Genomic DNA, 19,756 nt, shown 5'->3' with positions numbered 1-19,756 from the left:
ATAAAGAGAATAGAAAATAGAGCCTACTTGAGGTTATTTTGAAATGACATGGTCATTCTTTGGAATTCTTCTATTTTAGTTTCTAAATGGTTAAAGGTTATTTCGTTAATATATTGTCTATACTTAGCTATGATAAGTTGTGTGTTTAATTCAAAAGAAGAACCAAGAGAAATGTCAATAAAGTGACTAAATGATTTGTCAGTTCTAGAAGAACCTTCTGCAATATTACTCGGTACAGAAACTGAACAACGGCTAATTTGGGAACTCAAATCATATCTTTCATGAACTGGAAATTCTAATAATACATCCGAAATATCATTTGCAATTTGGATTCCCAATTGCCATATTTTTAAGTTTTTATAATTATGTCGAGTCATGTTTTGATGTCTATTTACTATTCTGTCTAATCTCTTCTCTATTTTCTCTTCTCTATTTTCTTATTCTACAACAACTCATAAATCCCTGCAGCTCCTTGTCCTGTTCCTACGCACATGGTTACCATTCCGTACTTGTTACCACGGCGTTTCATTTCGTCAAACAATTGAACAGAAAGTTTAGCTCCTGTACAACCAAGTGGATGTCCAAGCGCAATCGCACCTCCGTTGACATTGACGATGTCTGGATTCAATCCTAATTCGCGAATTACGGCCAATGACTGTGAAGCAAATGCTTCGTTTAGTTCAATTAAATCAATATCTTTCTGTTGTAATCCAGCTTGCTTCAAGGCTTTTGGAATCGCTTTTACAGGTCCGATTCCCATGATTTTAGGTTCTACACCTGCCGAGGCATAGCTTACTAATCGAGCTATCGGTTCAAGATTTAATTCTTTGACCATTTCTTCGCTCATGATTAAGACAAAAGCGGCACCATCACTCATTTGTGATGAGGTTCCTGCGGTTACGCTACCATCAGCAGCAAAAACAGGTCTTAATCTTGCTAGTGCTTCAACCGAAGTATCGGCTCTTGGTCCTTCGTCTTTAGTAACAGTATAAGATCTAGTTTCTTTTTTTCCATTCCCATTAATAAACGTTTCATCAACAGTAATAGGAACGATCTGTTTGTCAAATTTTCCCTCAGCCTGTGCTTTTAGAGCTTTTTGGTGGGAATTAAAGGCAAATAAATCTTGGTCTTCTCGTGATACATTGAATTGTTTGGCTACCGCTTCGGCTGTTAATCCCATTCCCCAGTAGTAATCTTCGTTTCCTGCTTTGGCAACTGCGTAATCTGGAGTTGGTTTGTAACCTCCCATTGGAATGTAACTCATGCTTTCGGCACCACCTGCAATTATGCAATCTGCCATTCCCGATTGGATTTTGGCAGTCGCCATTCCGATAGTTTCAATTCCAGAGGCGCAATATCTGTTTACGGTTACACCAGGAACATCCTCAATTTTCAATGCCATTAACGAAATTAAACGTGCAACATTCAATCCTTGTTCTGCTTCAGGCATGGCATTTCCTACCATGACATCGTCAATACGAGTTTTGTCAAAATCAGGCAACTCATTCATCATGTACTCGATGGTTTCTGCTGCCAGCTCATCTGGTCTTTTAAATCGGAACACGCCCTTTGGAGCTTTCCCCACTGCGGTTCTGTATGCTTTTACTATATAGGCTGTTTTCATTTGATTTTAGATAATAGAGGAAAGAATAAAGAAAAAAGAGTTTAGTTTGACTAAATCTTGGTTCTTTGCTCTAGCTTCTTGGTTCTTTTTTTAATTACGCAACGGTTTCCCTGTTTTCAACATATGCTGTATACGTTCCAATGTTTTTCTTTCGGTACATAGGGAAAGGAACGCTTCTCTTTCTAAATCCAAAAGATATTGTTCGGATACCATTGTAGCTTCAGATAAATCACCACCCGCCATAACATAGGCAAGTTTATTAGCAATTTTTTTATCGTGTTCAGAGATGTAACTTCCGGCTGCCATTTGGTCTGTTCCAACTAAGAACATTCCTAAAGCTTGTTTACCTAAAACTTTTACATCTGTACGGCGAATCGGTTGTGTGTAACCTGCTTCCGCCATGATTAAGGCGTGTTTTTTAGCTTCTGCAATTTGACGGTCTTTGTTAACTACAATACTATCTTTTCCTTTTTGCAGCAATCCAGTATCAAAAGCTTCATATCCAGAAGTCGAAACTTTTGCCATAGCAATCGTCAAGAAATATTCTTGCAATACATTCAACTCCACATCATTTTTATGAAATAAATCAGATGCTCGCAACGCCATTTCTTTCGAACCACCTCCACCAGGAAGGACTCCAACACCAAATTCAACCAATCCCATATAGGTTTCAGCTGCCGCTACCACCTTGTCAGCGTGTAAACTCATTTCGCATCCACCACCAAACGTCATTCCGTGTGGTGCTACTACAACAGGAATACTAGAATAACGCACTCGCATCATCGTATCTTGGAACGTTTTGATTGCCATATTCAATTCTTCGTATTCTTGTTCAACTGCCATCATAAATATCATTCCGATATTCGCACCTACAGAGAAATTAGCGGCTTGGTTTCCGATAACTAAGCCAGAATATTCTTTTTCGGCAAGGTCAATTCCTTTATTGATGGCTTGTAAAACATCACCGCCAATGGTATTCATTTTCGATTGGAACTCAATATTTAAGATTCCGTCACCCAAATCTTGGATGATGGCACCGCTATTGCTCCAAACTTTTTTGCTTTCGCGAATGTTATTCAGGATGATAAATGCATCTTGTCCAGGTACTTTTTCTTGTTTTTTAGTCGGAAGGTTGTAAAAATAAGTGGCTCCTTCTTTAATAGTATAAAAACTTGTGTTTCCAGATGCAATCATATCTGTAACCCAAGCTGCAGGTTCAAGACCTTCGGCTTTCATCATTTCGATTCCTTTTTCTACTCCAATGGTGTCCCAAATCTCAAAAGGACCATTTTCCCAACCGAAACCAGCCTTCATAGCATCGTCGATTTTAAATAGTTCGTTTGAAATTTCCGGGACACGATTAGAAACATAGGCAAAAAGGCCCGCAAAACTTTTGCGGTAAAAAGTTCCTGCTTTGTCTGTACCTTTTACAAGTACTTTGAAGCGATTTATAGGTTTGTCAATTGTTTTTGTCAATTCGAGTGTCGCAAAAGAAGCTCTTTTGGCAGCTCTGTATTCTAAAGTGTTAAGGTCAAGTGTTAAAATCTCTTTCCCTTCTTTTTTGTAAAATCCTTGTCCTGTTTTGCTTCCCAACCATTTTTTTTCCATCATGGTATTGATGAAATCTGGCAGTTGAAACAAAGCGTGTTGCTCGTCATCAGGGCAGTTTTCGTAGATTCCGTTGGCAACGTGTACCAAAGTATCTAGTCCAACAACATCTACGGTTCTAAAAGTAGCCGACTTAGGACGACCAATCACAGGACCTGTTAGTTTATCAATTTCTTCTACCGTCAAATCCATTTCTTTTACCAAATGGAATAAACTCTGAATTCCGAATATTCCAATTCGGTTTCCAATAAAAGCAGGAGTGTCTTTAGCCAAAACCGAAGTTTTTCCCAAGAATTTCTCTCCATATATAGTAAGGAAGTCCAAAACTTCTGGAGACGTTAGCGGTCCAGGAATGATTTCGAATAACTTTAAATAACGCGCTGGGTTAAAAAAGTGAGTTCCACAGAAATGCTTTTGAAAATCGTCTGAACGTCCTTCACTCATAAAGTGAATCGGAATCCCAGACGTATTGGATGTTACCAAAGTTCCAGGTTTTCTAAATTTTTCAATTTGTTCAAAAACTAATTTCTTGATGTCCAATCGTTCAACCACCACTTCAATAATCCAGTCGACTTTGGCAATTTTAGCCATATCGTCGGTGGTATTTCCAGTGGTAATGCGACTTGCAAATTTTGAACTATAAATAGGAGACGGTTTAGATTTCAATGCGTTTGCCAAATGTTCATTGACCACGCGATTGCGTACTGATTGCGACTCTAATGTTAGTCCTTTTTTTGTTTCACTTTCAGTAAGTTCTCTAGGAAGGATGTCCAGAAGTAAGACTTCGATACCAATGTTGGCAAAATGACAGGCAATGCCAGAACCCATAATTCCTGATCCTATTACTGCAACTTTTTTAATTGTGCGTTTCATTTTCAGTTTTTTCGGTTTGATTAAAAATAGTTTTATTTTGAATTAATTCGTTGATAGTTTCCGCCACTTCAATAAAATGTTGAAGTTTTTCTGCTGGAATATGTTGTCTTATTGTATCGTTAAATTTCATTACGTTTTCCCTTGAAATAGCTCTTTTTTCTTTTCCATCTTCGGTTAGAAAAATCAGTACGCCACGACCATCATCAGGATTTTTTTTTCGCTCGATGAGTCCTTTTTCTTGCATGGATTTTAGCGTTCGGGTTAAGCTTGTTGCTTCCATACCCATTTTAGGCCCCAAGGAAGTTGAGGGAGTTCCTTTTTCTTTATCCATGCTTAACAAGGCAAACCCTGTTGCCATGGTGCCACCATACTTTAAAGCCTCTTCATTGTACATTCTAGAAATGGCCTGCCAGGTGGCTCTAAGGATATAATCTATCGTTTTATCTTTCATAAGGGTAGTAAGTCTTTCAAATATAAGAAAAAAATACTATGCACGCATAATAAATTGGTATTATTTTTTTGTTAAAACAGCCGAATGTTTAAAATGGATATACTTTTTATAAAGAAAAATTAAAAAGTGACTTTGATTCCGTGAATGAAGTAATCACAACTAAGGCTATTTGTAAATTATAGTAAGTCATCGAGTAGAGATGAAATGGCTTTGTTCTGTGTTTTTTTGGAGTGTCCCTCCGTAACCCCGATAGCTATCGGGGACGAGGCAGGATGTCGCTACCACCTTCGCATAAATTCGATTAAGAACTACAATTTTCTCAAAAGTCAAAACTTATAAAAACATGAATAGTAGGGGGAATAACCGTATAGTCAATTTAATCGTTTGTCATAACTTACCGTATTCTTTTCTACTTATTCAAAGGAATTTAGTTATAAGGTTATTGAGAGTAAAACTAATTGCACGCAGTTATTAAAACGATACTATTACTATAAATTTTCCCTTAGAGGTATTCTTCAATCAGAAATAGTTAATCAAAAAACTTAAATAAGTACAGTACAAATCTTAATTTAAACACTTTGTACTCGTACTGCCTTTATAATTAAAGTACTAATTCCAATAGCTTAGACATTAGCATAAAAAATCATTTATAAATTTTATCAAATAAATCCTTGTGCTTCTCCATTACAACTTTACGTTTAAGTTTCATAGTAGGAGTAAGGTGTCCGCTATCTGCAGACCAAATTTCAGGTGTCAATTCAAAACGTTTGATTTGTTCCCAATGTCCAAATTTGGAATTGATTTCGTTGATTTCTTCTTGAATGCGTTCTATCACTTTTGGGTTACTAACAAGAGATTCATTAGTTGATCCAATATCAATTTTATGAATAACTGCCCATTCTTTTACAAATTCAAAATTAGGCTGAATAAAAGCAGCTGGCATTTTTTGTCCGTCACCTATCACCATAATTTGGTCAATGAAACGAGATTGTTTCATCGCATTTTCAAGGATTTGAGGAGCAATGTATTTCCCCCCTGAGGTTTTGAACATCTCTTTTTTACGATCGGTAATTTTAAGAAAGCCTTCGGTGTCAATTTCACCGATATCGCCCGTATGGAAATAACCATTCTCAATAACTTCGGCAGTTTTTGCATCGTCTTTGTAATAGCCCAACATAACGTTTGGACCTTTGCAAAGAATTTCGCCATCGGCTGCGATTTTTATTTCTACGTTTCGAATAGGTTTCCCTACAGTTCCTACTTTAAAACCTTTGTTTCTCGTATCGTTTACCGAAATCACAGGCGAAGTCTCGGATAATCCGTAGCCTTCCATTATCGGAATTTGGGCAGCTGCAAAAACACGGGATAGTCTTGGTTGTAAAGCCGCACTACCAGAAACCATTAATTCAATTTTGCCTCCTAATCCTTCTTTCCATTTGCTGAAAATAAGTTTCTGTGCAATTTTAAGTTGAAATTCATACCACCATCCGTTGGCTCCATAAGGTTCATAACGTAACCCTAAGTCATTGGCCCAAAAAAATAATTTTCGTTTGATACCAGTAAGATCGTTTCCTTTGGCATATATTTTATCATATACTTTTTCCACAAGTCTTGGAACAACGGTCATAACAGTTGGTTGAACTTCCTTTATGTTATCGCTTATTTTTTCAATAGATTCTCCAAAATAGATTGATACACCATAATATTGGTATAGGTACAGTAGCATTCGCTCAAAAATATGACAAACAGGCAAGAAGCTTAAAGAACGACTTTTTCCTTCAGCAAAAGGAATTCTAGGAGCGCTATCTAATACATTCGAAACAATATTGTTATGAGACAACATCACGCCTTTTGGCCTTCCAGTAGTTCCCGATGTATAAATAATAGTAGCCAAATCATCTGCTTTGACATTGTTTTTCCTTGCTTCTACTTCGTCTTGGTTGCTGGTGTCTGCGCCTAAATCCAAGAGTTCATTCCAGTTTTTACAATTCGGAATAGTCTCAAAAGAATAGATATCTTTTAATAATGGAACATTTCCTTTAATTTTATCTAGTTTATCAAATAATTCTGCATCCGAAATGAAACAATAACTAGCTCCAGAATGATTTAAAATATATTCATAATCTTCTGCCGAAATAGTAGGATAGACAGGAACATTTTGGGCTCCAGTTTGTAGAATTCCAATATCCATTATATTCCATTCTGTTCTATTGCTAGAAGAGATCACAGCAATTTTATCGTCTTTTTGAATTCCCATGCGCAACAAAGCCCTCGAAATAGCATTGGCTTGCGCTATGTATTCCTGAGTTGAGGTTTTGACCCAAGTTCCATTCTGTTTGCTAACAAGTGCGTCTGGAATGTTTTTGAACTTATCTTGTTGGTAATAGGGAAAGTCGAAAAGTCTGGTTATGGTTGTCATAGAGTTGGTGGATTGTACTGCAAATTAGAAAAAAAAAGTGATTCTTTTTTGATTTTGATTAATATATTCTAATAATAATTACTTCACATCTGATACATATTCTTTGCTTCGTTCACCAGCAATAAATATTTTCTTTTTGTCATAATGAATAGACAATTGTACTGAAGTCCATTTTTCATCGGAATCTAAATCATCTTTGTACCAAAGTGTGTAGGCGGCGCTATTAAAGCCCTCTTCAAATTTCGGTTTTCCTTCGGAGGTGGTTTCTATTCCCCAGCTTATATTCTGTTTAGACAAATCCTTTGATTGAAATATTCCAGTTCCATTGGGATTTAACAAGACTATAGGTTCTGCAAGTCCGTCATATAAATAGGTGCCATTTATAGGGAAGCCTATAGTAGTGGTAAGCAAGTGATTTTGATTTTGTGTGGTAATTTGAGTGGTGCTGTTTTGAGAGGAGACAGGTAGAATTGCGAGTAGTACCATTAGTATAAGAAAGTACAGTTTTTTCATTTGATAAAGTTTAGGTAGTGAAACAAATCTAGTAAAATAGTTAGATTTATAGGTACGAAGACTTATTTTTTTCTAAGTCTTATTGTTCAAAGTCATTTCTTTTTCTTTTTTAAAAGTGTAATTTTAAGCCAGTAAATTTTTGCTGATAATTCATGTTCTAAATTATTTAAAGTAATGATACAAAATAAAAATTTCATATTACAAGGTGCTTCCAATCAAAAATTTGCTATTGATATCCGTTATTCTGACTCGAATAATTCGAAGGGAACCATTATCTTTTGTCATGGTTTTAAAGGTTTTAAAGACTGGGGATGTTGGCAAATGATAGCTAATTATTTTGTCGAAAATGGTTTTGCGTTCTTGAAACTTAATTTTTCACATAACGGAATGGGATTGGACGATTCCGTTGAATTTACGGCTTTAGATAAATTTTCGACCAACACTTTGAACAAGGAAATGGAAGATATTCAGAGTGTGGAACAATTTTTATTGAATGAAATTCCTACTATTTTACCAATAATCAACACGGATAAAATTTTAATCATAGGTCATAGCAAAGGAGGTGTTTCTGCTTTATTGTATTGTACTCATTATCAAACTAAAATTGAAAAAATAGCTACTTGGGCGAGCCCGTTTGATTTTCATCGCAGTTGGAATTCAAAATTTATTGATAAATGGAGAACTGATGGGGTTCAGTATATTAAAAATGCGAGAACTAATCAGATGATGCCTTTGAACTTGGAAGTTTTGGAGGATATGGAAGCTAATAATGAAAAATACAGTCTGGTTAATGCAGGTCAGAAACTCCAAATTCCGTATTTGATCATTCAAGGAACAAATGATGCAGCGGTAAAAATGGAGGAATTCAATTTGTTAAAGAAATATTTTACCAAAGCCAAAAATCATATTATAACTGATGCTAATCATGTTTTTGGAGGTTCGCATCCTTATTTGGGAGCAGAATTACCAGAACACACTAAAGAGTTAGTGCAAGTGACTAAAGAGTTTTTCTTGTAGTTGACGGCTATTGCTGTTCTTTATGCTTTTAACAACATTTTCTTGTGCTGATTATGTGAGATATAAATTAGAATTCCCATCAAAACTATTGATACCAGTGATGCAGGTAATGTACCTAAGTCTAAGCCTCCTTTAGAAAGTGGCTTGGTAAGGAAATCTCCAAAAGTGGCTCCAAAGGGTCTAGTGAATACAAATGCAATCCAAAATAGCAGAATGTGGTTAATTTTTGTATAATAATGTAACGCAATTACCATTAAAATAATTGCTCCTGTAATCATTGCTCCATGTAAATAACTCAATCCGATGTTATCACTTAAATAGTCACCAAACGCCGTTCCTAGACTGTTCGAAAATAAAATAGCCACCCAATAATACATTTCTTTTGATTTTTCTGTAATAGGGAATACTTCAAGGTTTTTATATTTTCTATACCAAAGAATTAAGGTCACAATCAAACAGCTTACTAATAACAAACTTCCCCAAGTGTAGCCTAAGTGCAAAGTACGGTCTATAAAATCCGAAATTTCAGTTCCTAGGGTTGTGGTTCCAATAATAACAAGCCAATAGACTGAAGGAATATATTTTTTTGCAGATAATTGGGCAGCTAGTATTATGAGGAAAAATAAAAGTGTAATCCCAATTCCTATCGTATATCCTAAATTTAATGTCATAGAAATAAAATCGCCTAGGGTTTCCCCCAGAGTTGTGGCAACGATTTTCATAACCCAAAAAATCAATGTTACTTGGGCTACTTTGTTTAGCTTTTCCATATAATAAACTGTATTGTAATTCTTTTAACAATAGGGTATTGTACTGTTTTAAGCCATTTTACATTGTATAAAGAATGTTTAATTGCCTATCTCAAATCTAATGAAATTTGAATTGTAATATTTGACAGACTAAATACTTTGTTATTTATTTAACTTTTGAGAAATGGATAGAAACTATGCGGGAAGAATTGATTTGTAGGTTGTCTCAAAAATATCGTAAATACTACCGGTCAAGTTTTTTAAATCATAGAAAAAATAGAGGGACATATAAGGTTTGAAGATATATATTAAGTTTACAAAAAAAAATACAAAAATCGTCATTTCGAGACATCAAGTAAGTGAAATCATACATGCCGCAAAGTTTGAGTCTTGGATGTTGTTATAATAGCGTTATTTAAGAAGCAGGTATAATCTACGCCAATTGAGGCCAGTTATGGACCAAAAAAGTAATTAATATCGAAGCTATGCTTATTGGTACTAATATCGCCAAGAGGGTTTTATTTTTTAGGTAAAGATTAAAACTCAGATTTACAGATTCTACTAAAGGCCAAGGGTAATGGATTGCTAGAAAAAAAGCACCTACACCAATTAGAATATTAGGGACGGTTAAAAGAAAAATCGAAAACAGACAAACCAATGGCCAAGCGATTATGGGAAGTAAAATAATTCCATTCATTAATTTTAGCCATAACGGGACTTCTTGATTAATGACTTCAATATAACGATCAATTATTTTAACCTTCATTATTTTGGATTTTTCTAAGGAAATAAAACTAATCTTTTTTTTAATATGAAAGAGATTAAATATTTGTTGTTTCGCAGAGATTCGCAAAGGGAAAACACAGAGACACACAGAGTCTTTTCTTAAACATATAAGAAACTATAAGCGTGTATAAGTTTTGGTTTGTTGTAGCGGTTGTTAAAATACAAAAGCAGTAGATAGTGTAGAAAGGTACAGAAGAAAGATAAAGTAATGCGATAATTTTTTCAATCATTAATTTAAGAGTTGTTGCCATGATTCTCGTAATGTGTCAAAGTCGAAACGAGCGTTGGCAGGACTGGTGCTGGGTAGCGAAACGTATTTGATGTTACTTTTTTTATCGAAATACTTGTTGAAGAGCGCTTCAGCCGTTTTTCCGTTGAAAGCGATAATTTTTAACTTGGGATGGTTGGATATAAAGGTTTCAATATCGTTGGGTTCTTCAGATTTTATGGCGCTGTCAAGGCTTCCGCTTCTAAGGGCTTTTTGAGCCACATCCCAAACGCCAATTTTGAGTTTCTGCAAAAGGGCTACTTTATCCTTATAGTTTTGCGGTAGTTCATTATTAGAAATTGCAGCAATTATTTTCCAAAAGCGATTTTGCGGGTGACCATAATATTCGTTGACTTCAATGGATTTGTCTCCCGGTAAAGAACCTAGAATTAAAATTTCTATATCCGGATTTGAGATTGGTGCAAAGGATGATTTGGTAGTTATCATTAGAGTTACGATTAAGTTGCTAGGTTACGCAAAGATACGCAGAGCAGATACAAAGATTCGCTAAGTTTTTTATCTAGAGCATATAAGGATGAAATTTTTTATAACAGCTGTTGCGCAAACAGGCTCAACAAAGTCATTGCGACTAAGGAAGTAATCACGGCTACTGCATCAGGTCAAGGATTTAGTTGATATGCTTTAGTACGTCAATTGTCTCGTTTGCGTGAAGGGGAGGAGCTAGTCCGCCGCGGCGGACGCGGATCACCTGACAGCAGTATAGAAAGGGGCTTTGTATGCGCAATGAAACTTTAGCCCCTTTTTATACTGGCCCCGAAGCGTCGGGGCGCCCAAATAATTGATATTATTCGAGGCATTGTTTTTTGAACTTTGTAACTTTGGTTTTTTAAACGAAACTATACTATGAGTCAAGAAATAAGAAACCTAGAACCACAGGCTTTGTGGAATAAATTTGCTGATTTGAATGCCGTTCCTCGTCCGTCTAAAAAAGAGGATCGAGTGATTGCTTTCATGAAAGATTTTGGATCGAAATTGGGTCTGGAAACTTTTGAAGACGAAATTAGAAATGTGATTATTCGTAAGCCTGCTACTGCGGGGATGGAAAATCGCAAAATGGTGACATTGCAAGGACATCTTGATATGGTGCACCAAAAGAATAATGATACGGTATTTGATTTTGATACGCAGGGAATCGATATGTATGTGGATGGTGACTGGGTGCGTGCGAAAGGGACGACTCTAGGCGCTGACAATGGTCTTGGGGTTGCAGCGATTATGGCGATTTTGGAAAGTACCGATATTCCGCATCCTGCAATTGAGGCTTTGTTTACGATTGATGAGGAAACCGGAATGACGGGTGCTTTTCATTTGGAAGCGGATATTTTGCAAGGTGAAATTTTGTTGAATTTGGATACAGAGGAAGATAACGAAATCGGAATTGGATGCGCAGGTGGAATCGATGTTACGGCTATTGCGGAATACGATGAGGAGCCTACTTCAGAAGGTTCTGTAGGATATACGATTACGGTAAAAGGTTTGAAAGGTGGGCATTCTGGTATGGACATTCATAGAGGTTTGGGGAATGCCAATAAGATTATGAACCGCATATTGTTTGACGCTTTTGATGATTTTGGTTTGCAAATAGCTACGATAAAAGGGGGGAGTTTACGCAATGCAATTCCGAGAGAGAGTGTGGCGGAGGTGATTATTGCTTCGGTTTATGATGAGGCTTTTGTGTTTGACATGCAACAGGTGGTGAACGAGGTGAAAAATGAGTTGAAAACCATGGAGCCAAACCTAGAAGTGGTTTTCGAGAAAATGAAGAAAACGCCAAAAAGCGTGATGCCATCTATGGCGCAACATTATTTTGTTCGTTCAATGTACGCAGCGCACAATGGTGTGTATAGCATGAGTGCCGATTTTGATAACTTGGTAGAAACATCGAATAATATTGCGATTGTCACCGTAGGTGAGGGAAAACTGGAAGTTAAATGCTTGACACGTTCTTCGGTAGAAACGGCTAAATATGATTTGGGAATGAGCTTACAGTCGGCTTTTGAGTTGATGGGTTGTGAAGTGGAAGTGGGTGGTGCTTATCCAGGATGGACACCTAATCCAGAATCAGCAATTCTTGCGGTTTTGTTGCCGATTTATGAAAGATTGCACGATGATAAGCCTAATGTTGCTGCTTGCCATGCTGGCTTAGAATGTGGGATTCTAGGAGTTAACTACCCTGATATGGACATGATTTCGTTTGGTCCTACGATTTTAGGAGCGCATAGCCCTGATGAGAGAGCGAGTATTTCGTCATCACAGAAATTCTGGAAGTTTTTGGTGGCTGTTTTGGCGGAAATCCCAGTGAAAAAGTAGTCAGTTTACAGTCGCAGTTTGCTGCCTCAGGAATCAGTGGGAGTATTCACTTTCAGTGTTTAGTAAATGAATATAGTGATTCGACTTTGAATATTTTTAAAATTATAAAGCAACAAAAAACTCGCTTAGCAATAAGCGAGTTTTTTTATAGAATTAATTTGTAGAGATTCGTGTTTCCAAACTGAAAACTGCGAATGAACACTAATACTTAGTCTCTTTTAGGAGCATTCTTTTTATCGCGTTTCTCTTCCTTTTTTTCTTTAGCTGTTTTAGCGGGCTCTTTTTTGACTGTTTTTTTCGTGTCTTGACCTTTTGACATAATAATGGTTGGATTAGTGGGTTTTATGTAAAAGTAATTAATAATGATAAATAACTACTGTTTTAGATGATATTTTTACTACGGTATATGTTACAATAATTAACCACAGATTTAATCCTTTTATTCAGTTACCAAAAAAAGCATCAAAGTAAATGGCAAATTGAGGATTCGTTTTATACTGTTAAAAAGTTACTTAACCTTTTTTAGAATTTTATATTCTTCATAACAACCACTGATGGCGTCCATGATTTGAAGGTCATTGGCGGTTTGTATAAACGATTCCGAATAGTTGCAACGTTGTAAGATTTCAGGAATGTCTTTTTTGTCAAGACCTAAAAGTATTGCTAGTGTTTCACGGTCAAATTTAGATGCTAATAGGTTTCGAACGGTATCATCTTTTTTCATGTCCTTCAGTTTTCGGAACTCTTTTGCCTTATTGCTAAAGGTGTTGTAGAGCATGTCTGCAGGATTGAAAATAGAACCTAAGATTTTATTGAAAGCATTAGGAGCATATTCCCCTGTTTCATAACCACTGGTTAATCCGGAGATACTATAGCGATAGTTTTCTTTAAGTGGAATAGTTTTAGAATCGACTTCAAGATAGCCTGTTAAGTTAAATGGTTTGATTACAACTTCCTCAAGGGCTATGGCTCTTTCGGTCAAGAATATTTTTGCTACTTTGTTTTTTAACCAGTCATTAGTAACCTTCACACGAAGGGATTGAAAACCTAAAAGAGAAATATGTAGGGTATCATTGGGATGCACATCAATTTCAAAATAACCTTTAGGATCGGTTTGTGCACCTCTAACTTTATTGATATTGATGACATTAGCGTCATTCAGGGGGAGTTTAGTATTGTCGTTATAGATGTAACCTGTAACTTTTTGAGAAATGAGAGCTTCCTGAGCACGGGTCGCCATGGATAGGGTTAAAAAAAAGAAAACTACAAAATATTTCATAAACTGTTTTAAGACTTTAAAAGTAATAAATCAGCTTTAAATATTTTGTAGTTTCATTGTATAATTACAAGAAAATTAACAGAAAAGAGTATTAGTCTCTTCTTGGTCTTCTTGGTCTTGGTGAATCACCTGAGTTTTCAGAACGTCTTGGTGCTCTGTCTGAAGAACCTTCTCCTCTTGAAGAGCTTCTTCCTCCAAATCCACCTTCTCTTGGAGCAGAACTTCTACCTCCAAAACCACCTTCTCTAGGAGCTGAATTTCTGTCAGATCTGAATCCGCCACCACCAGAACCTTCACGTCTTGGCGCAAAACTTCCTTCTCTTCTTGGTGCAGAACTTCTTCCACCACCAAAACCACCACCTGAACTTCTGCCATTATGGTCACGTCTTCCGCCACCATCATTTTTAGAAATTTCAACATTGATACGACGTCCTTCTAATTGTACGTTGTTCAATACTTCCATTACTTTATCAGTATGTTCTGGATCAGTGTTAAAGAAAGAGAAACCTTCTTTTACATCTACTTTGAAAACATCATCACGACCTAAGTCCAATGTTTCTTTCAAGTAATCTTTTAATGACATCCAGTCAAAGTTATCTCTAGATCCAATGTTTACAAAATATCTAGTAGCACCGCCACCATCATTATTGTTTTCTCTTGGAGCGCTATCTCTTTCACGTCTGTCGCCAGATTGAGAAGAAATATCTCTATTTTTCTTGTAGTAGTTGATGAAACGGTTGAATTCTACTGAAACCATTTTCTTAATCAATTCTTCTTTAGATAAATCTTCAAGAACATTGTTAATCGCTGGCAAGTAGTTGTCAATTTCGTGATCAACTTCAGTGTCTTTAATTTTGTTTGCTAAGTGCAACAATTGAATTTCGCAGATCTCGATTCCAGAAGGAATAGTTTTTTCTTCAAACTTTTGTTTGATGATTCTTTCGATAGACGAAATTTTACGCAATTCACTTTTAGTTACAATAACGATAGAAGTACCTAATTTACCTGCACGACCAGTACGGCCAGAACGGTGATTGTAAGTTTCAATTTCGTCAGGTAATTGGTAGTTTACTACGTGAGTAATGTTATCAACGTCAATTCCACGAGCAGCAACATCAGTCGCAACAAGCATTTGGATTTGTCTTCCTCTAAAAGATTTCATTACCCCATCACGTTGCGCTTGAGATAAATCTCCGTGCAATGCAGCAGCACTGTATCCATCTTCTACTAATTTTTCAGCTACAGCTTGAGTATCACGTTTTGTTCTACAAAAAACTACAGAGAAAATGTCAGGGTTAGCATCCGCTAAACGTTTCAACGCTTCGTAACGGTCACGTGCATTTACTAGGTAAAATTCGTGAGAAACCGTTGCAGAACCAGAGTTTTTGGCTCCTACTGTAATTTCAACTGGGTCAGTCATAAATTGTTTACCAATTCTAGCTACCTCAGCTGGCATAGTTGCAGAGAACAACCATGTACTTTTACTATCAGGTGTAGTTGATAAGATGTTTACGATATCTTCGTAGAAACCCATGTTCAACATTTCATCTGCTTCGTCAAGAATACAATAGTTAATTTGAGTAATGTTAACCAATCCTCTATTAATCATGTCTTGCATTCTACCTGGAGTTGCTACAATAATTTGCGCTCCTCTTTTGATGTCTCTTGCTTGTTCTGTAATACTAGCCCCGCCGTAAACTGCTACCACATTAATACCTTTTTCGTATTTAGAGTAGTTTTTAAGTTCGTTGGTAATCTGTAAACACAATTCGCGTGTTGGAGATAAAATTAACGCCTGTGTATTTCTATTGTCGGCATCAATTTTCTGAATAACTGGAAAACCAAAAGCTGCCGTTTTCCCTGTCCCTGTCTGAGCCAACGCAACTAAATCTGTGTCTTTTTCCAATAATAGGGGAATCGCTTTCTCCTGTACGTCCGTCGGATTTTCAAATCCTAGATCTAAAATCGCCTTCAGTAACGATTCACTCAATCCTAATTGTTCAAATTTATTCATATGTAATTTTAAATAGGGTGCAAAAGTACCGTTAATAATTGATATAAACTAATGAAGGATTAAGTTTTGATAATTTATTGGTATTTGATAATCAGAAAGTTATCATTTGTTAGGAGGGTTTTTTAGATGTTTTTCTTTTTTTGGATGATTAAAATAGTCGTGTGAGCTAAAACTTTTGCTAAATGTTGTCTAATTAATCAATTATTTCAAACTGTTTAAAAAGGCAATCAATAGTCGGGTTGCTTTTCCTCGGTGACTAATTTTGTTTTTAAGCTCAGAAGACATATCCGCAAAGGTTTCTGAATAGCTTTCTGGTTGAAAGATTGGATCGTAACCAAATCCTTCCTTTCCAATTTTTTTGGAAGAAATAACACCTTTAGCAATTCCTGTAAAAAGCTGTTGTTTTCCTTTTAGATTGAGAGTGATTACCGTTTTAAATTGGGCAGATCTATTCGTCTCTTCATTCAAAGCATCAAGTAATTTGTCCATATTAGCATTCGAATCGGAAGGTTCGCCTGCATAACGAGCCGAATAAACTCCTGGCGCGCCATCAAGAGCGGTTACTTCAAGGCCAGTATCGTCAGCAAAACAATCGTAGCCATATTTGTCGGTCACGTAGTTAGCTTTTAGAATTGCATTGCCTTCAATTGTTTCTGCAGTTTCTGGAATTTCTTCGTGGCAACCTATATCGGTTAAGCTGAGAATCTGAATGTTTTCAGGAAGTAGTTGCTGAATTTCTCTGATTTTATTTTTATTATTGGAGGCAAAAACAAGTTGCATATTCTAAGTTTTAAAGTGATAAGGATTCAAAGGTACATTATTTTTAAAAACCAATTTAGTGGACTTACCACTGTTGTTTCTCACGTAAATCCAAAATGTATATAATGTAATATATTCAAAATGAGTTCATTGTATTCTGTTAGTGCTTTTTTTGGAACAAAATCTTATTGATTAATAATTGTTGATTGGCACTTTCCGCTGACTATTCAATAAATCCATTATGTATTGCTGTTAATTTATAGTTAATTGATTGTTTTGTAGTGTTTTATGTTTTTATTCGTTGTATATTTGATATAAGGTTTTGATTAATTATTTTGTTTCTGTCAAACTTCACATAAGGTTGATGACTCAATGTTCAACTATAAGATGGAATATTTTTGGAAGTATAAGTTGAAGATGGTAAACCAAAACCTAAAATGGGAGCGTGTAAAAACGCTCCTTTTTTTTTGTGCCTTACTTTAATTTAGGTAGTGCTTTTATTGGATCAAGAACCCTTTTATTATTAAGTAATCCTTTTTTTGGATAAATCGAGTTTTTTTAAAACCATAAGTACTCGTTTTTCGTATATTTAATTAATCCAAAAATATAAATATGCAATTACTTAGCCCCAAGACTAATTGTAATACTATCCTACTGTTTATTGTGATGATGTTTTTTACTTCCTCTCATGGACAATATGTGTTTCAAAAAGAGTCAATCCCTGAACAGATTTCGTTACAACCTTATGCTTCAGTAGCTGATGTAGACCAACAAAAGTTAAATATTCAGCAGGTGATTAAGAACTACGAATCTTTGAATCCTGTAAGCTTAAAGTTTAATACCGATGATTTAGGATTCACCGATCATTATTGGTGGGGGAAAATAGCACTTCAAAATACTTCGGATCTAAATTTGCAGTATTATCTTGAAACCGCTCGTCCTATTACGGATAGAGTCGAACTATATATAGTGAATAAAAGTACTGGGAAAATCATAAAGTCGGTGAGTGGTGATAAAATGCCATTTCACGAAAGAGCTTATACCAGTAGAAAAACAATTTTTAAACTAAATATCCAGCCGAATTCTAGTGTTGATATATTTTTACATCTTAAAAGTGATGGTGAAGTAATAAAAATGCCTTTGTTGTTAAGTTCATCAGACAGCTTTAATGATTCAGAGTCATTTGAGCAGTTTATTTTTGGAATTTTTTATGGGATATTGACCATTGCAGCTATTATTTATTTCTTTTTCTTTTTTGCGCTCAAAGAACGTACTTTTTTATATTATAGTATTTACGTTTTCTTTGTGGGAATGATGCAATTATCTTTAGATGGCTATTTTTATAAATACGTTGATCCTAGTGGAGGATGGGTATCCCAACATGCTGTTTTGATTTTCGCCATGATAACGGGTGTTATGTTAGGGAAATATAGTGAGGTGTTTTTAAGGGTAAATTATTATAATAAGTTGATTTGTAAAATTTTTCAGTTTACTTATTTTTTAGCTTTTGTGCTAATTCTATGTATCCTTTTTGTACCAGTCGCCTTGCCTTATTGTTACCCAATCGCCAATATTTTAGGACTAATAATTTTATCATTAATTATAAGTATGATTGTGTCTTTAATTCGTAAAAGTGTAAAAGTAGATGCTTTCTTTGTAACGGGTATTTTATTTTTAATATTGGGTTTTGGAGTGTTTATACTTAATAATTTTGGATTATTACCTAATACTTTTTTAGTGCAAAATAGTTCCAAATTGGGGACAGGTTTAGAAATTATATTTCTTTCACTTTCAATGGCAAATTTGATTAGAAATCTTAAAAACGAGAAAAATGAATTGAACCGTTTGGCTTTAATTCGGTCTGAAGAAATGAATGATTTGAAATCTTATTTTTTATCCAATATCAGTCACGAGTTAAGAACACCATTGAATGCGATTATGAATTTGATTGATGCGGTTTCTAGTGAAGTAGAAGATGAAAAGATTAAAAAGAATTGTCAAGTTATTAAATATTCTTCCCACAGTTTATTGAGTTCTGTAAATGATATTTTAGATTTTTCAAAAATTGAAAAAAAAGAAATAAAACTAGATAAAGTGAATTTTAATCTTTTGTCCGTTATTGAAGAGGTGAAAAACAATAGTGAAATAAGAGTTTTAGATAAAGGTTTAGAATTTATATATACTAAAAGAGGGGTGTTTCCTGATATGGTTTCAGGTGACGAAATGCGTTTGGTTCAAGTTATTAATAATGTAGTGAGTAATGCAATTAAATTTACTTCGGAAGGATTTGTGAAATTTGAAATCGAGTCAATTGTGAGATCTGATACTGTGAGGAGCTTGGTTGTAACTGTTTCTGATTCAGGTGTTGGGATTTCCAAGGATAAAATAGATAGTATTTTTGATTCTTTTAGCCAGCACAATATTGATAACAAAAGAAAATTTGGGGGGTTAGGATTAGGATTATATATAGTGAAAACATTAGTAGATATGCAAGATGGAACTATTGTAATGAATAGTTATCCTAATAAAGGTACAAGTTGCGTAATTACCTTAGATTATGAAATTGTTGAGCAACACAAAGTGGAAGTGGTGGCTTTGTTACCAGAAGTTTATGATTTAAAAGGGAAAACTATTTTAGTTGTCGAAGATAATTCTATTAACCAGATGGTGATTAAAATGATTTTGAAAAAGTGGAAAAACACCCAAATTATTTTCGCCAATGACGGTCAAGAAGGTTTAGATGCTTTCAAAAGTCATGCTATTGATATTGTTTTGATGGATTTACAAATGCCGGTCATGGATGGATATGAAGCCACCATTGCTATCCGAAATGGAGAAGCAGGACTAGAGAACGCTAATGTTCCAATCATCGCAGTAACAGCAGATGTCATGGAAACAACTAAGGAACGCGTATTTGAAATAGGAATGAATGATTACTTGACTAAACCTGTGAAAAAAGAACTGCTATACCAAACGGTTCAAAAATGTTTTAATTCATCTTTAATTGAAAACACAGTTGTTTAGCACCCTTTTTTGTCGGGTACTCTTTTTGAAATGTCCGTTTA

15 protein-coding genes are annotated in these 19,756 nt (G+C 35.3%); 3 read left to right on the top strand and 12 right to left on the bottom strand.

Annotated features, from left to right (window positions below; genetic code table 11):
- Positions 1–23: 23 nt before the first annotated feature.
- From ABZP37_RS16075 to ABZP37_RS16050, 6 genes are all read right to left on the bottom strand, one after another.
- A complete protein-coding gene (locus ABZP37_RS16075; RefSeq protein WP_366184141.1) occupies positions 24–377 on the bottom strand; it encodes a four helix bundle protein in 354 nt (117 codons plus the stop codon).
- Positions 378–442: 65 nt separating this feature from the next.
- Entirely contained in the window at positions 443–1,624 is a 1,182-nt protein-coding gene (locus tag ABZP37_RS16070) for an acetyl-CoA C-acyltransferase (RefSeq protein ID WP_366184139.1), read from the bottom strand.
- Between the two features lie 90 nt (positions 1,625–1,714).
- Positions 1,715–4,105 (bottom strand): 3-hydroxyacyl-CoA dehydrogenase/enoyl-CoA hydratase family protein, encoded by a 2,391-nt coding sequence (locus ABZP37_RS16065; RefSeq protein WP_366184137.1) that lies wholly within the window; start codon positions 4,103–4,105, stop codon positions 1,715–1,717.
- Positions 4,089–4,556, bottom strand: a complete 468-nt coding sequence (locus tag ABZP37_RS16060) for a MarR family transcriptional regulator (protein ID WP_366184135.1) — start codon at positions 4,554–4,556, stop codon at positions 4,089–4,091. The genes ABZP37_RS16065 and ABZP37_RS16060 overlap by 17 nt, the downstream gene beginning before the upstream one ends.
- A gap of 643 nt (positions 4,557–5,199) precedes the next feature.
- A complete protein-coding gene (locus ABZP37_RS16055; protein WP_366184133.1) occupies positions 5,200–6,975 on the bottom strand; it encodes a long-chain fatty acid--CoA ligase in 1,776 nt (591 codons plus the stop codon).
- Between the two features lie 78 nt (positions 6,976–7,053).
- Positions 7,054–7,488 carry a hypothetical protein gene (locus ABZP37_RS16050; protein ID WP_366184131.1) on the bottom strand — a complete coding sequence of 145 codons (435 nt, stop codon included), beginning with the start codon at positions 7,486–7,488 and terminating at the stop codon, positions 7,054–7,056.
- A gap of 174 nt (positions 7,489–7,662) precedes the next feature.
- Here ABZP37_RS16050 and ABZP37_RS16045 point away from each other — a divergent pair, with 174 nt between their 5' ends.
- Positions 7,663–8,505, top strand: coding sequence for an alpha/beta hydrolase (locus ABZP37_RS16045; RefSeq protein WP_366184129.1), 843 nt, complete (start codon positions 7,663–7,665; stop codon positions 8,503–8,505).
- A 20-nt stretch (positions 8,506–8,525) separates the two neighbouring features.
- On the opposite strand, the gene ABZP37_RS16040 is transcribed toward ABZP37_RS16045, so the two are convergent.
- From ABZP37_RS16040 to ABZP37_RS16030, 3 genes are all read right to left on the bottom strand, one after another.
- On the bottom strand, positions 8,526–9,275 hold the full coding sequence (locus ABZP37_RS16040) for a hypothetical protein (RefSeq protein WP_366184128.1): 750 nt from the start codon (positions 9,273–9,275) through the stop codon (positions 8,526–8,528).
- Between the two features lie 412 nt (positions 9,276–9,687).
- Positions 9,688–10,020 (bottom strand): hypothetical protein, encoded by a 333-nt coding sequence (locus tag ABZP37_RS16035; RefSeq protein ID WP_366184126.1) that lies wholly within the window; start codon positions 10,018–10,020, stop codon positions 9,688–9,690.
- Between the two features lie 249 nt (positions 10,021–10,269).
- Positions 10,270–10,755 carry a DNA-deoxyinosine glycosylase gene (locus ABZP37_RS16030; protein WP_366184124.1) on the bottom strand — a complete coding sequence of 162 codons (486 nt, stop codon included), beginning with the start codon at positions 10,753–10,755 and terminating at the stop codon, positions 10,270–10,272.
- Between the two features lie 417 nt (positions 10,756–11,172).
- Between ABZP37_RS16030 and ABZP37_RS16025 the strand changes: the two genes are divergently transcribed.
- On the top strand, positions 11,173–12,639 hold the full coding sequence (locus tag ABZP37_RS16025) for an aminoacyl-histidine dipeptidase (protein ID WP_366184122.1): 1,467 nt from the start codon (positions 11,173–11,175) through the stop codon (positions 12,637–12,639).
- A 508-nt stretch (positions 12,640–13,147) separates the two neighbouring features.
- Here ABZP37_RS16025 and ABZP37_RS16020 read toward each other — a convergent pair.
- From ABZP37_RS16020 to ABZP37_RS16010, 3 genes are all read right to left on the bottom strand, one after another.
- Positions 13,148–13,918, bottom strand: a complete 771-nt coding sequence (locus tag ABZP37_RS16020) for a carboxypeptidase-like regulatory domain-containing protein (RefSeq protein ID WP_366184120.1) — start codon at positions 13,916–13,918, stop codon at positions 13,148–13,150.
- A gap of 91 nt (positions 13,919–14,009) precedes the next feature.
- Positions 14,010–15,932 carry a DEAD/DEAH box helicase gene (locus ABZP37_RS16015; protein ID WP_366184119.1) on the bottom strand — a complete coding sequence of 641 codons (1,923 nt, stop codon included), beginning with the start codon at positions 15,930–15,932 and terminating at the stop codon, positions 14,010–14,012.
- Positions 15,933–16,133: 201 nt separating this feature from the next.
- Positions 16,134–16,712 (bottom strand): non-canonical purine NTP diphosphatase, encoded by a 579-nt coding sequence (locus tag ABZP37_RS16010; protein ID WP_366184117.1) that lies wholly within the window; start codon positions 16,710–16,712, stop codon positions 16,134–16,136.
- A 591-nt stretch (positions 16,713–17,303) separates the two neighbouring features.
- Here ABZP37_RS16010 and ABZP37_RS16005 point away from each other — a divergent pair.
- The gene (locus ABZP37_RS16005) at positions 17,304–19,715 is read left to right on the top strand and encodes a 7TM diverse intracellular signaling domain-containing protein (RefSeq protein ID WP_366184115.1); all 2,412 of its coding nucleotides are present in this window, start codon (positions 17,304–17,306) and stop codon (positions 19,713–19,715) included.
- Positions 19,716–19,756 lie beyond the last annotated feature (41 nt).

The sequence above is a fragment of the Flavobacterium ovatum genome (genome assembly GCF_040703125.1).
GTDB lineage: Bacteria > Bacteroidota > Bacteroidia > Flavobacteriales > Flavobacteriaceae > Flavobacterium > Flavobacterium ovatum.
Note: the sequence above shows the minus strand (reverse complement) of the source record. Positions and strands in the feature narration are given on the sequence as shown.